The following is a 12,672-nucleotide window of genomic DNA, read 5'->3' on the forward strand; positions in this document are numbered from 1 at the left end:
GTTATTGTGAGTCATCGTTATATTCCATTAAAAGATCAAGATAAAAATGAAATGCTTGAGACAATTGGTGCTGAATCGATCAGTGAATTATTTGGAGATGTTCCCAAAGACATTTTATTAAACAGAGAATTAGCTATTCCTGATGCTGAATCTGAAACCACATTAACTAAAAGACTTAATAAAATTGCTAGTAAAAATATCACTAAAGAAACACATACTACATTTTTAGGTGCAGGTGTTTATGATCACTATGCTCCTGCAGTTGTAGATGCAATGATCTCACGTTCTGAATTCTATACTGCTTATACACCTTATCAACCTGAAATTTCACAAGGTGAGTTACAAGCTATCTTCGAATTTCAAACATTAATCTGTGAATTAACAGATATGGATATTGCCAACTCATCAATGTACGATGGTATGACAAGTTTCGCAGAAGCTTGTATTCTAGCATTTAATCAAACGCGTAAAAATAAAATTGTCGTTTCAAAAGGTATGCATTATCAAGCACTACAAGTGTTACACACATATGTAAAAACACGCGAAGAATTTGAAGTTGTTGAAGTTGATTTAGATGGTACAATTACAGATATAGAAAAACTTGAAAATGCAATTGATGATGATACTGCTGCAGTTGCAGTTCAATACCCAAATTTTTATGGTTCAATAGAGGATTTAGAAAAAATCCAATCATTTATCGAAGATAAAAAAGCATTATTCATTGTTTATACAAATCCAATCGCACTAGGCTTATTGACGCCTCCAGGTAGTTTTGGTGCAGATATTGTAGTGGGAGATACGCAACCATTTGGTATCCCAACGCAGTTTGGTGGTCCTCATTGTGGTTTCTTTGCTACTACTAAGAAACTCATGAGAAAAACACCTGGTAGACTAGTCGGACAAACTGAAGACCAAGATGGAAACCGTGGTTTTGTGTTAACACTTCAAGCACGTGAACAACATATTAGACGTGATAAAGCAACATCAAATATATGTTCAAATCAAGCATTAAACGCATTGGCTTCATCAATTTGTATGTCTGCTTTAGGAAAACAAGGTATCTATGACATTGCGGTTCAAAATTTTGAAAATGCAAACTATGCTAAAGAACAATTTAAACAACAAGGATTTGAAGTTAGTAATGGTACATCCTTTAATGAATTTGTTGTTAAATTTGATAAACCTGTTAAAGATGTAAACGATGCTTTAATTCAAGAAGACATCATAGGTGGATTTGATTTAAGTGAAATCGTAGAAAACTTCGACAATCACATGTTAATTGCAGTAACAGAATTACGAACGAAAGATGAAATTGATACATTTGTTAAGAAAGCAGGTGAAATAAATGGTAGTAAGTAAATCTAGTCCATTAATTTTTGAACGTTCTAAAGAAGGTCGCTATGCATATTCTTTACCCCAAAAAGAAATTGATAATGGGGCAGTTAATAAGCTATTAGATGACAAATTTATCAGAAAAAATAAAGCTGAATTTCCTGAAGTAGCTGAACTAGATTTAGTGCGTCATTATACAGAGTTATCAAATAAAAACTTTGGTGTGGATTCAGGATTTTATCCGCTAGGGTCATGTACCATGAAATATAATCCAAAGGTAAATGAGAAAATAGCCAGAATACCTGGATTTGCTGAATCACATCCACTACAAGATGAATCGCAGGTACAAGGTTCATTAGAAATTATTCATAGCTTACAAGAAGAACTTAAAGAAATAACTGGTATGGAAGAAGTTACATTACAACCAGCTGCTGGTGCTCATGGAGAATGGACAGCACTTATGATTTTCAAAGCTTTTCATGAAAAAAATGGCGAAGGACATCGTAACGAAGTCATCGTACCTGACTCTGCACATGGTACAAACCCAGCTTCAGCAGCATTCGCTGGATTTAAAGCTGTTACAGTGAAATCTAATGAACGTGGAGAAGTTGATATAGAAGATTTAAAACGACTCGTCAATGAAAACACTGCTGCAATTATGCTTACAAATCCAAATACATTAGGTATTTTCGAACAAAACATCATGGATATTCGAAACATTGTACATGAAGCTGGTGGGTTATTGTACTATGATGGTGCTAATTTAAATGCAATTATGGACAAAGTTAGACCTGGAGATATGGGTTTTGATGCTGTTCATTTAAATTTACACAAAACATTTACTGGGCCACATGGTGGTGGTGGACCTGGTTCAGGGCCAGTTGGTGTTAAAAAAGAACTTGCAAGTTTCTTACCAAAACCAATGGTCGTTAAAGAAAATGATGTGTATAAATATGATAATGATATCGAACATTCAATCGGTCGTGTTAAACCATTTTATGGTAACTTCGGTATTTATTTACGCGCTTACACATACATTAGAACAATGGGTAATAAAGGACTTGAAGAAGTTTCAGAGGCAGCAGTATTAAATGCAAACTATATTAAAGCAAGATTGAAAGAACATTTTGAAATCCCATACGAGCAATATTGTAAACATGAATTTGTATTAAGTGGTTCAAAACAAAAAGAATATGGTGTAAGAACATTAGATATGGCTAAACGTTTACTTGACTTTGGCGTTCATCCACCTACTATCTATTTCCCATTAAATGTAGAAGAGGGTATGATGATTGAACCAACTGAAACAGAATCTAAAGAATCATTAGATTATTTCTGTGACACAATGATTGAAATAGCGAAAGAAGCAAAAGAAAACCCTGACAAAGTTTTAGAAGCACCTCATACAACGATTATTGATCGTTTAGATGAAACAAAAGCTGCTCGTCAACCAGTATTAAAGTTTGAGAATTTAAGATCAGAAAAATAATTTTAATAGAACAAGTCAAATATCTTTTGGTTTTAATAAACGAAAAAGAGTATGAGATATTAAACTCAATCAAATTTAGAGGACTAATCCATATAAAAATGGATTAGTCCTTTTTGTGATCGATGTAAAACGTTAATCGTATAAGCATATATGGTTGTAATTATAATTTTTTAGGCTCTCACCTTGCAATTATACTAAGATGACAAAGCTTATTTTCCAATTAATACTCTCACTGCTTTATTGGAATATATTATTAAAAAAATTGAGCTATTAGTAAAATAACTAATAGCTCAATTTTTAAATGTTTATTTAACCATTTACTTTTTTGATTTGATTTTACCAGTCCATTTTTTATATCCGCCTTTAAGCATGAATATATCTTTATATCCGTTCTTTTTTAATATTCTAGCGGCACGATAACTGGCAATACCATTCGCGTCACAAAGATAGATTGGTTGATCCGTTCTCAATCCCTGATATCTTTGTTTAAACATTGTGATTGGAATGTTACGAGCACCATTAATATGACCATAATCATAGTCTACTTTTTCTCTCACATCAATCACTTGAGCTTTTCGTAAACCATTATGGAATTCATTTTGGTTTAATTCTGTTACCGCTTTTTTGTTCAAATATCTATTGAACAACATATAAGCGACGATTATTATTAAAATTGCTAAAGCTATAAACCAAAAATTACTCATCTTGCATCCTCCCTAATTAACCGATATTATATATTATAAGACTGTTAGCACAAATTATCAAAATATTTTTATCATGATAATTACATAATACTGACATTTTTGTACAATTATTGAAAACGATAACACACATTAGATGTTATCACAATTTAATTTTAATGAATGGAGTTTTGATTGTGACTGAAACATGGCATTTTATCAACACGGGTAGTAATGATCCATTTTACAATATGGCAATGGATGAAGCGTTATTAAATTTTGTTTCTAGAGGTGAGATTGACCCAGTAATAAGATTTTACACATGGGATCCAGCTACACTTTCAGTTGGCTACTTTCAAAGATTGACTAAAGAAATTGATATAGACAAGGTGGCAGAAAAAGGTTACGGCCTTGTTAGAAGACAAACAGGTGGCAGAGGGGTCTTACATGACAAAGAATTAACTTATAGTGTTATTGTACCAGAATCGCATCCGAATATGCCCAAAACGGTTACAGAAGCTTATAGGGTCATTTCTGAGGGTTTACTTGAAGGGTTCAAAACATTAGGTTTTAATGCCTCTTTTGCTATTCCACGATCCAAAGAAGAAAGGTCTAAATTAAAACAACCAAGAAGTGCAGTTTGTTTCGATGCTTCGAGCTGGTATGAATTAGTTGTAGAAGGACGTAAAATTGCAGGAAGTGCTCAAATGAGACAAAAAGGTGTTATTCTGCAACATGGTTCATTGTTACAAGATATAGATATCGATGATTTGTTTGATATGTTTATATTTAAAAATGACCGTTTGAAAGAAAAAATGAAACAAGCTTTTGTTGATAAAGCAGTAGCAATTAATGATATATCTGACCGTTACATCACTATAGATGAAATGGAAAGCGCATTCGAAAGTGGATTCAAAAAAGGATTAAATATTAATTTAAAACCTTTAGAATTAACCACTCAACAAAATGAAGAAGTTGAAGCATTAATTGAAAAGTACCAATCATCAGAATGGACTTATCGAAAATAATTTTATTCTTTATAAAAAAGCATTTACCCACACAATTAATTTCAAATATTGTAGGGTAAATGCTTTGATTTTTCGATAATGTTAAACTTTAAAAGTTTAACATTATTTTTTTTTATTTCTTTTTCTATACTTTCTTTGGGCACGCTTATATTTTCTTTGATCTTCTGTTAAAAAGAAAAAATAGTAAATTAAATAAATAATACCTGCAAAAATAGCTAAACTGATGGCCATTTTTACAAAACTAAATATAAATGCATCTAAGTTAAGTATTAAACCAACTAATGCAATTGCGATTACGATATAGAATATTGCTTGTTTCAAAATAAACACTCCTATTTATATGTCACGTTACTCATTACTTATACTTACTTTTGATAAAGTAGTTTGACCTTTATTAAGTTTCTTCTTATCTTTTTCGTTATAGCCATCCCTTATATCACTCATAGCTGAATCTAATGATTTGTTTAATTTAGTAATACTTTTATGTTTCTTTTTATCTTCATCATTCATTTTATCTTTATCAATTTTATTTTTATATGTAGAAAAAGCAGCATCAATTTTATTAGTAATATCTGTTAATTTGTTTTGAGTTTTTTCACTTTGTTTATTTTTTGAAACCTCATCTTCAATATTATTATAATCATCAATTGCTTTTGCGACATCTTGATAATATTCAGAAGACGCTTTAATATGATTCAGCTTATTTTTATTACTTTTTGCATTCTTAATATTGTTTTTATCTTTTTCTAATGCAGTAATATTTGTTTTTTCTTTTTTTATTTCTAATTTTAAATCTTGAATATTACTTTTTAATTTATGATTTTCATCACGTAGTTTTGTTGTTTTCTCTTCTAATGGCCCTAAATTTTGGCTCCCACACCCAGCGAGTATACACGAAGCGCTTAAAATAGCGAATAATTTCTTCTTCATAACTCTCTCCTAATTCAAAAACTATAAATTTGTACATTAATTATGCTATCATTTTAATGTATATATTGGAAATGTACAAATTTATTGAATAGGGTGATTACTGTTGAATAGAATAGATAAATTAAAAGCTGCTCTAAAAACAAAACATTTAGAAGCAATTATCGTTTTATCTGATTATAATAGACGTTACTTATCTGGATTCACTGGAACCAGTGGCGCACTAATTATTACAAATGAAGAAAAACTATTACTTACTGATTTCAGATACATAGAACAAGCGACTACTCAGGCTGCTGATTTTAAAGTAATTAAGCAACAGGGGCAATTGATAGAATCTATTAAATCAACACTTGAAGAATTAAATGTGCAAAATGTTGGTTTTGAAGGTAATTTAGTGAGCTATGATACTTATTTACAGTTAAGTAAATCTTATATTAGTTTAATAAGTATTTCTGGATTAATTGAAAAGATCAGAGAAGTCAAAGATGAACAAGAAATAGCAAATATTCAAAAGGCTGCTCAAATTGTTGATGATGCTTATGAGTATATTTTAACAGTTGCTAAAGCAGGAATGACAGAACTTGAGCTGAAAGCAAAATTAGAAAGTAAAATGCTCGAATTAGGTTCAGAAGGTCCATCTTTTAATACAATTGTTGCCTCTGGAGTCAGAGGGGCGCTCCCACATGGCGTAGCAAGTGATAAAGTAATTAACCAAGGAGAATTAATCACCTTAGATTATGGTGCTTATTACAATGGATATGCCTCAGATATTACTCGTACTTTTGCTATAGGCGAACCGGATGCTCAGTTAAAAGAAATATATCAAATTGTATTACAAGCAAATTTAAAAGGAATTGAAGCAGCTAAAAAAGGGATGACCGGAAAAGAACTTGATGCAGTTGCAAGAGATTATATCACTGAAAAAGGATATGGTGAAGCGTTTGGTCATTCACTGGGCCATGGTATTGGATTAGATGTACACGAAGGTCCAAATTTATCTAAAAAATCTGAATCTCCATTAGAGTTAAATAATTGTGTTACAATTGAACCCGGTATATATTTAGATGGAATTGGTGGCGTGCGTATTGAAGATGATATATTAATTACAGAAAATGGTTGCGAACGCTTTACTAAATCGTCTAAAGACCTTATTATTTTATAGAAGACCTTATATTAAGGAGGAAACTGAATGATTTCGGTTAATGATTTTAAAACAGGTTTAACAATTTCTGTAGATAATGGAATTTGGAAAGTTTTAGATTTCCAACACGTAAAACCAGGAAAAGGTGCTGCATTTGTACGTTCTAAATTACGTAATTTAAGAACAGGTGCTATCCAAGAGAAAACATTTAGAGGCGGAGAAAAAGTTGAAACTGCTATGATCGAAAATCGCCGTATGCAATATTTATACGCTGATGGTGATACACATGTTTTCATGGATAATCAAACATTTGATCAAATTGAATTATCTGCTGATTATTTAGAACATGAATTAAATTTCTTAAAAGCAAATATGGAAGTTCAAATTCAAAGTTATGAAAATGAAACTTTAGGTGTTGAATTACCTAAAAACGTTGAACTTACAGTCACAGAAACAGAACCAGGTATTAAAGGTGATACTGCTACCGGTGCTACAAAGTCTGCGACAGTTGAAACAGGTTATACATTAAATGTGCCACTATTTGTTAATGAAGGAGATACTTTAGTAATTAACACTAGCGATGGTAGTTACGTATCAAGAGCTTAATTCATCAACTTCACACATAATATGACTACAGTATCTTGCAAATTACTTAAAAGCCTTTCCAATTATTTAAATGGAAGGGCTTTTGTTATTTAAGAATAAACTGAAAATAACCTTGACACAAATAATCGTTAACCATTGATTAAATATAGTAATTAATGAGTTATAATAGAAAATATGTATATGCTTGAATTGAACATTTCACTAAAGTAAAATAAACTAGGTAATGAAAACAATCTGAAGGAGTCAGTATTTATGAATTTTAAAGAAATTAAAGAATTAATTGAAATTCTTGATCAATCCAGCTTGACTGAAATTAATATAGAAGATAAAGGGAATATAGTTAATTTAAAAAAAGAGAAAGAAACTGAGATTATTACACCTCAAGTTTCACAACAACCGATGCAACAAATTGCACCACAACAATCGGCTGTATCAAATCAACTCGATGCTCAAAGTTCTGAAGAGACAAGTTCTTCTCAGGAAAATGATAACTTGAAAACAATAAATGCACCGATGGTTGGTACGTTTTATAAATCACCTTCACCGGAAGAAAGTCCATATGTTCAAGTAGGAGATTCTGTTTCAAACGAATCCACTGTATGTATTTTGGAAGCTATGAAATTATTCAATGAAATACAAGCAGAAGTCACAGGGGAAATTACTGAAATACTTGTAGAAGACGGTCAAATGGTAGAGTATGGCCAACCGTTATTTAAGGTGAAATAATGAATAAAATTTTAATAGCAAATAGAGGGGAAATTGCTGTAAGAATTATACGTGCATGTCACGATTTAGGATTACAAACTGTAGCAATATATTCTGAGGGAGACAAAGATGCATTACATACTCAAATTGCTGATGAAGCATATTGTGTCGGTCCCACTCAATCTAAAGATTCTTACCTAAATATCCCTAATATTTTATCCATTGCGACTTCTACAGGATGTGATGGTGTTCACCCTGGATATGGTTTTTTAGCAGAAAATGGCGATTTTGCTGAACTTTGTGAAGCTTGTCAACTTAAATTTATTGGTCCAAGTTATGAATCAATTCAAAAAATGGGTATTAAAGACGTAGCTAAAGAAGAAATGAAGCGTGCTGAAGTACCTGTAGTTCCTGGCAGTGAAGGATTAGTTAAAGACATTAAAGAAGCTAAGAAAATTGCAAAAGATATAGGTTATCCTGTTATTATCAAAGCTACTGCAGGCGGTGGTGGTAAAGGTATACGTGTCGCACGTGATGAAAAAGAATTGGAAACTGGCTTCAAAATGACGCAACAAGAAGCAGAAACTGCTTTTGGTAATAGTGGCTTGTATCTTGAAAAATTTATAGAAAACTTTAGACATATTGAAATACAAGTGATGGGAGATAGTTATGGTAACGTCATCCATTTAGGAGAGCGAGATTGTACAATACAAAGACGTATGCAAAAACTTGTGGAAGAAGCACCATCTCCAATCTTAACTGATGCTAAAAGACAAGAAATGGGTAATGCAGCAGTACGAGCAGCAAAAGCTGTTAATTATGAAAATGCTGGTACTATTGAATTCATTTATGATTTAAACACTAATGAATTTTATTTCATGGAAATGAATACGCGTATTCAGGTAGAGCACCCCGTTACAGAAATGGTAACTGGTATTGATTTAGTAAAACTGCAACTTAAAGTTGCAATGGGTGAAAAATTACCATTCACACAAAAAGATATTGAAATCAAAGGACACGCAATCGAATTTAGGATTAACGCCGAAAATCCATATAAAAACTTTATGCCTTCACCAGGAAAGATTACACAGTATCTAGCACCAGGTGGTTTTGGAGTAAGAATCGAATCCGCATGTTATACTAATTATACAATCCCTCCATATTATGATTCTATGGTAGCAAAATTAATTGTTCATGAACCATCGAGAGATGAAGCAATTATGACTGGATTGAGAGCGTTAGGTGAATATTTAGTATTAGGAATTGACACTACAATTCCGTTCCATATTCGACTTTTAAATAACGATATATTTAGAAGTGGTAAATTTAATACTAACTTCTTAGAAACATATAATATAATGGATGAATAATCTAAATAGGAGGTTTGTGAAATGGTCAAAGTAGCAGAATCATCACATTCCAATTTAGGAAAAATAGAAATAGCACCTGAGGTTTTGACTGTTATAGCTAGTATAGCAACCTCAGAAATAAAAGGCTTAGAAGGACACTTTAAAGAAATTAAAGACTTAAGTGTTGAAAAAGTTACAAAAAAACAATTAGCACGTGGCATTAAAGTAGATACAAAAGATGATGGTATTCATATAGATGTTTATTGTTCATTTTCATACGGCATTAATATCTCAGAAACTGCAAGAAAAATACAAAATGCCATTTATAACTCATTATCTACGATGACAACCATCATACCAAGTCAAATTAATGTTCACATTACACATATCGTATCTACAAATTAAAAATAGCACTATGACTTTAATGTAGTCATAAAACAGGAGTTCCATAATCAAGTGATTAACAAAATTCTATTTTATATTAGTCATAAAGCGTACAATGCTAAAAGGAGTTTATAATGAGTCGAAAAGAATCAAGAACACAAGCCTTTCAAACACTATTTCAATTAGAAATGAAAAATAGTGATTTAACGATTGATGAAGCAATTAGTTTTATTAAAGATGATAATCCAGATTTAGAATTTGATTTTATTAATTGGCTAGTTACTGGTGTAAAAGATCATGAATCTGTGTTAGATAACAAAATTGCGCCACATTTAAAAGATTGGACGATCGACAGGTTATTAAAATCTGACCGTATCATATTAAGAATGTCAACTTTTGAGTTGTTAAATAGCGAAACGCCACAAAAAGTAATCATCAATGAAGCAGTTGAATTAGCAAAACAATTTAGTGATGATGATCATTATAAGTTCATCAATGGTGTATTAAGTAATATTGAATAAAAGAGTGATATAATATGTCAGATTATTTAAGTGTGTCAGCTTTAACTAAATATATTAAATATAAATTTGATCAAGATCCACACCTACAAAATGTATTGCTCAAAGGCGAGCTTTCTAACTTTAAAAAACATAGTAGTGGTCATCTTTATTTTAATGTTAAAGATAAAAATAGTGTAATCAGTGCAATGATGTTTAAAGGAAATGCTTCAAAAATTGACTTCGAGCCTAAAGAAGGTGACGAAGTGCTTTTAGAAGCACGTGTTTCTGTATATGAAAGACGTGGCAATTATCAAGTTTATGTTAATAAAATGCATATAGATGGCATTGGTAATTTATATCAAAAATTAGAACAATTAAAAAAGAAATTAACTAAAGATGGGTATTTTGATCAAAACCACAAGAAAATGATTCCTAAGTTTCCTGAAAAAATTGCTGTGTTGACTGCAGGTACTGGTGCAGCAATAAGGGATATCCATACAACTATCAATAGTCGATATCCTTTAGTTGAACAAATTCAAATTAATACTTTAGTACAAGGTGAGCAGGCTAAGCATGATATCATTGAAAAAATAAAACAAGCTGATGAGTTAAATGTAGATACTATTATAATTGGGCGTGGTGGTGGTTCTATAGAAGATTTATGGAACTTCAATGAAGAAGATGTTGTAAAAGCGATTTATACATGTGAAACACCAATTATATCAGCAGTAGGTCACGAAACAGACTTTACACTTAGTGATTTCGTAGCAGATGCACGTGCAGCAACACCTACACAAGCAGCAGTGATGGCTACACCTGATCAATATGAATTAAGACAATATATTCAACAACAAAAATTTTCTCTAACTAGGTTTATGAAACAACAAATTCAACATCGAAAACAGTATCTACAACATGTTGCTTCATACTATAAATTTAAAACGCCAACTTTGTTATATGATCAACAGATTCAAAAACGTGATGATTTAGAAAAACAACTTAATTTAGCAATAAACTTTAAAGTTAATCAACAGGTACAAAAACTGCAATTAATAAAACAGAATTTCAACTTAAAACATTTCAAACAAAGTATTCAGAGAGAACAAACAACGATCAATCAACAACAAACGAATCTTGTAAAATTAATGAATCACCTCATTGTAAAACAAAGAAATAATTTAACTAATAAAATAGAGAATTTGAATAATCTTAGTCCAACCAATACAATGTTACGTGGTTATACGATTGTGAATAAAGAGGATAAGATAGTAACGAGCACGAGTGATTTAACTGAAAATGATAATATTGTATTAACAATGAAAGACGGTTCTGTTGATGCACAAGTTATGAAAGTAAGGTGTAATGATGACGAATAAATCACAAAGTTTTGAAGAAATGATGAAAGAATTAGAAAATATAGTTCAAAAATTAGATAATGAAAATGTTTCTTTAGAAGAATCTTTAAACTTATATCAACGAGGTATGACATTATCAGCAAATTGTGATGAAACATTGAAAAATGCTGAAAAAAAAGTGAATGAACTTATGTCTGAAGAAAATGTTGAAGGCGATGAAGAAACTGAAAAGGAAGAAAATCATGATGAATCATAAAATTGACAATTTAACTGATGAAATAAATAAATTATTGCAAAAATCAATTCCGAATTCATCACTAAATACAGATTTAGAAAATAGTATGAGATATTCGTTAGAAGCAGGTGGCAAACGAATTAGGCCTGTTTTACTTTTATTAACACTGGACATGTTAGCAAAGGATTACAAACTTGGCTATTCTTCAGCACTTGGATTAGAAATGGTACATACGTATTCTCTTATTCATGATGATTTACCTGCAATGGATAATGATGACTATCGAAGAGGTAAATTGACAAATCATAAAGTGTATGGTGAATGGAAAGCAATACTTGCTGGTGACGCATTGCTCACAAAAGCTTTTGATATTATTATTAATGATGACAATCTGAAAGATGATGTTAAAGTAAAACTTATCAAGCGCTTGTCATCTGCAAGTGGACATTTAGGTATGGTGGGCGGTCAAACGCTAGATATGCAAAGCGAAGGTGAAGGATCTGCAGTAGACCTGAATACTTTAGAACATATACATCATGCTAAAACAGGAGCGTTATTAAAATTTGCTGTAATGGCTGCAGTAGATATTGCTGAGCCCGAAACCAATGTCGCCAGTTTATTGGAATCATATAGTGAACATTTAGGATTAATGTTCCAAATAAAAGATGATTTATTAGATATTTACGGTGATGAAGCAAAACTAGGAAAAGCTACAGGTAGTGATATCGAAAATGATAAAAGTACTTACGTTTCATTGTTAGGACATAATGGTGCAGAAGAGAAGTTAAAGTCACATACTGAATCTGCATATGCTTGTTTAGCTCGTTTACCTGAGCAGTATGACACAAGTAATCTAAAATTTATAATTGAATTATTTAATAATAGAGAATCTTAAAAAACTTATTAACTGTTTTTGATACTTTTATATTATTTCAAAT

General features: G+C 31.3%; 15 protein-coding genes. 12 read left to right on the plus strand and 3 right to left on the minus strand.

All coding sequences use genetic code 11. The features are described 5' to 3' along the window. Window positions 1–6 precede the first annotated feature (6 nt). Both gcvPA and gcvPB read left to right on the plus strand, forming a co-directional pair. The gene (gcvPA, locus tag KA824_RS03340) at window positions 7–1,359 is read left to right on the plus strand and encodes an aminomethyl-transferring glycine dehydrogenase subunit GcvPA (protein ID WP_107385155.1); all 1,353 of its coding nucleotides are present in this window, start codon (window positions 7–9) and stop codon (window positions 1,357–1,359) included. Continuing rightward, window positions 1,346–2,821, plus strand: coding sequence for an aminomethyl-transferring glycine dehydrogenase subunit GcvPB (gene gcvPB / locus KA824_RS03345; RefSeq protein ID WP_107385154.1), 1,476 nt, complete (start codon window positions 1,346–1,348; stop codon window positions 2,819–2,821). Before gcvPA ends, gcvPB begins: the two co-directional genes overlap by 14 nt. 317 nt (window positions 2,822–3,138) lie before the next feature. Here gcvPB and KA824_RS03350 read toward each other — a convergent pair whose 3' ends face one another. Further along, window positions 3,139–3,525 carry a rhodanese-like domain-containing protein gene (locus KA824_RS03350; protein WP_107385153.1) on the minus strand — a complete coding sequence of 129 codons (387 nt, stop codon included), beginning with the start codon at window positions 3,523–3,525 and terminating at the stop codon, window positions 3,139–3,141. A 173-nt stretch (window positions 3,526–3,698) separates the two neighbouring features. Here KA824_RS03350 and KA824_RS03355 point away from each other — a divergent pair, with 173 nt between their 5' ends. Next, the gene (locus KA824_RS03355; protein WP_107385152.1) at window positions 3,699–4,529 is read left to right on the plus strand and encodes a lipoate--protein ligase family protein; all 831 of its coding nucleotides are present in this window, start codon (window positions 3,699–3,701) and stop codon (window positions 4,527–4,529) included. A 102-nt stretch (window positions 4,530–4,631) separates the two neighbouring features. Here the strand turns inward: KA824_RS03355 and KA824_RS03360 are convergent, their stop codons facing one another. Further along, a complete protein-coding gene (locus tag KA824_RS03360; RefSeq protein ID WP_107385151.1) occupies window positions 4,632–4,850 on the minus strand; it encodes an SA1362 family protein in 219 nt (72 codons plus the stop codon). A 27-nt stretch (window positions 4,851–4,877) separates the two neighbouring features. Continuing rightward, entirely contained in the window at window positions 4,878–5,459 is a 582-nt protein-coding gene (locus tag KA824_RS03365) for a hypothetical protein (RefSeq protein ID WP_107505163.1), read from the minus strand. A 103-nt stretch (window positions 5,460–5,562) separates the two neighbouring features. On the opposite strand from KA824_RS03365, the gene KA824_RS03370 reads away from it, so the two are divergent. The 9 genes from KA824_RS03370 to KA824_RS03410 all read left to right on the plus strand — a co-directional run bounded on the left by KA824_RS03370 (window position 5,563) and on the right by KA824_RS03410 (window position 12,629). Beyond that, entirely contained in the window at window positions 5,563–6,621 is a 1,059-nt protein-coding gene (locus tag KA824_RS03370; protein WP_107386455.1) for a M24 family metallopeptidase, read from the plus strand. 27 nt (window positions 6,622–6,648) lie between these two features. After that, on the plus strand, window positions 6,649–7,206 hold the full coding sequence (gene efp / locus KA824_RS03375) for an elongation factor P (protein WP_019468387.1): 558 nt from the start codon (window positions 6,649–6,651) through the stop codon (window positions 7,204–7,206). 252 nt (window positions 7,207–7,458) lie between these two features. Then, the gene (gene accB / locus KA824_RS03380; RefSeq protein WP_107385146.1) at window positions 7,459–7,932 is read left to right on the plus strand and encodes an acetyl-CoA carboxylase biotin carboxyl carrier protein; all 474 of its coding nucleotides are present in this window, start codon (window positions 7,459–7,461) and stop codon (window positions 7,930–7,932) included. Next, complete coding sequence (gene accC, locus KA824_RS03385; protein WP_107385147.1) at window positions 7,932–9,281, plus strand: acetyl-CoA carboxylase biotin carboxylase subunit; 1,350 nt, start codon at window positions 7,932–7,934, stop codon at window positions 9,279–9,281. Before accB ends, accC begins: the two co-directional genes overlap by 1 nt. A 21-nt stretch (window positions 9,282–9,302) precedes the next feature. Beyond that, window positions 9,303–9,665, plus strand: coding sequence for an Asp23/Gls24 family envelope stress response protein (locus KA824_RS03390; protein ID WP_071560408.1), 363 nt, complete (start codon window positions 9,303–9,305; stop codon window positions 9,663–9,665). Between the two features lie 113 nt (window positions 9,666–9,778). Next, window positions 9,779–10,165: a transcription antitermination factor NusB gene (gene nusB, locus KA824_RS03395; protein WP_019468383.1), complete on the plus strand. Its 387-nt coding sequence runs from the start codon at window positions 9,779–9,781 to the stop codon at window positions 10,163–10,165. Between the two features lie 14 nt (window positions 10,166–10,179). Next, on the plus strand, window positions 10,180–11,520 hold the full coding sequence (xseA, locus tag KA824_RS03400; protein WP_107385148.1) for an exodeoxyribonuclease VII large subunit: 1,341 nt from the start codon (window positions 10,180–10,182) through the stop codon (window positions 11,518–11,520). Next, entirely contained in the window at window positions 11,510–11,755 is a 246-nt protein-coding gene (locus tag KA824_RS03405; protein ID WP_107385149.1) for an exodeoxyribonuclease VII small subunit, read from the plus strand. The genes xseA and KA824_RS03405 overlap by 11 nt, the downstream gene beginning before the upstream one ends. Continuing rightward, on the plus strand, window positions 11,742–12,629 hold the full coding sequence (locus KA824_RS03410; RefSeq protein ID WP_107524509.1) for a polyprenyl synthetase family protein: 888 nt from the start codon (window positions 11,742–11,744) through the stop codon (window positions 12,627–12,629). The genes KA824_RS03405 and KA824_RS03410 overlap by 14 nt, the downstream gene beginning before the upstream one ends. Window positions 12,630–12,672 lie beyond the last annotated feature (43 nt).

The sequence above is a fragment of the Staphylococcus sp. GDY8P198P genome (assembly GCF_017891615.1).
Lineage (GTDB): Bacteria > Bacillota > Bacilli > Staphylococcales > Staphylococcaceae > Staphylococcus > Staphylococcus cohnii.

Excerpts from the sequence above, each read along its gene's own strand:
- gcvPB (WP_107385154.1), top strand. The coding sequence starts at position 1,346 with ATGGTAGTAAGTAAATCTAGTCCATTAATTTTTGAACGTTCTAAAGAA.
- KA824_RS03350 (WP_107385153.1), bottom strand. The coding sequence starts at position 3,525 with ATGAGTAATTTTTGGTTTATAGCTTTAGCAATTTTAATAATAATCGTC.
- KA824_RS03365 (WP_107505163.1), bottom strand. The coding sequence starts at position 5,459 with ATGAAGAAGAAATTATTCGCTATTTTAAGCGCTTCGTGTATACTCGCT.
- efp (WP_019468387.1), top strand. The coding sequence starts at position 6,649 with ATGATTTCGGTTAATGATTTTAAAACAGGTTTAACAATTTCTGTAGAT.
- accB (WP_107385146.1), top strand. The coding sequence starts at position 7,459 with ATGAATTTTAAAGAAATTAAAGAATTAATTGAAATTCTTGATCAATCC.
- accC (WP_107385147.1), top strand. The coding sequence starts at position 7,932 with ATGAATAAAATTTTAATAGCAAATAGAGGGGAAATTGCTGTAAGAATT.
- KA824_RS03390 (WP_071560408.1), top strand. The coding sequence starts at position 9,303 with ATGGTCAAAGTAGCAGAATCATCACATTCCAATTTAGGAAAAATAGAA.
- nusB (WP_019468383.1), top strand. The coding sequence starts at position 9,779 with ATGAGTCGAAAAGAATCAAGAACACAAGCCTTTCAAACACTATTTCAA.
- xseA (WP_107385148.1), top strand. The coding sequence starts at position 10,180 with ATGTCAGATTATTTAAGTGTGTCAGCTTTAACTAAATATATTAAATAT.
- KA824_RS03405 (WP_107385149.1), top strand. The coding sequence starts at position 11,510 with ATGACGAATAAATCACAAAGTTTTGAAGAAATGATGAAAGAATTAGAA.
- KA824_RS03410 (WP_107524509.1), top strand. The coding sequence starts at position 11,742 with ATGATGAATCATAAAATTGACAATTTAACTGATGAAATAAATAAATTA.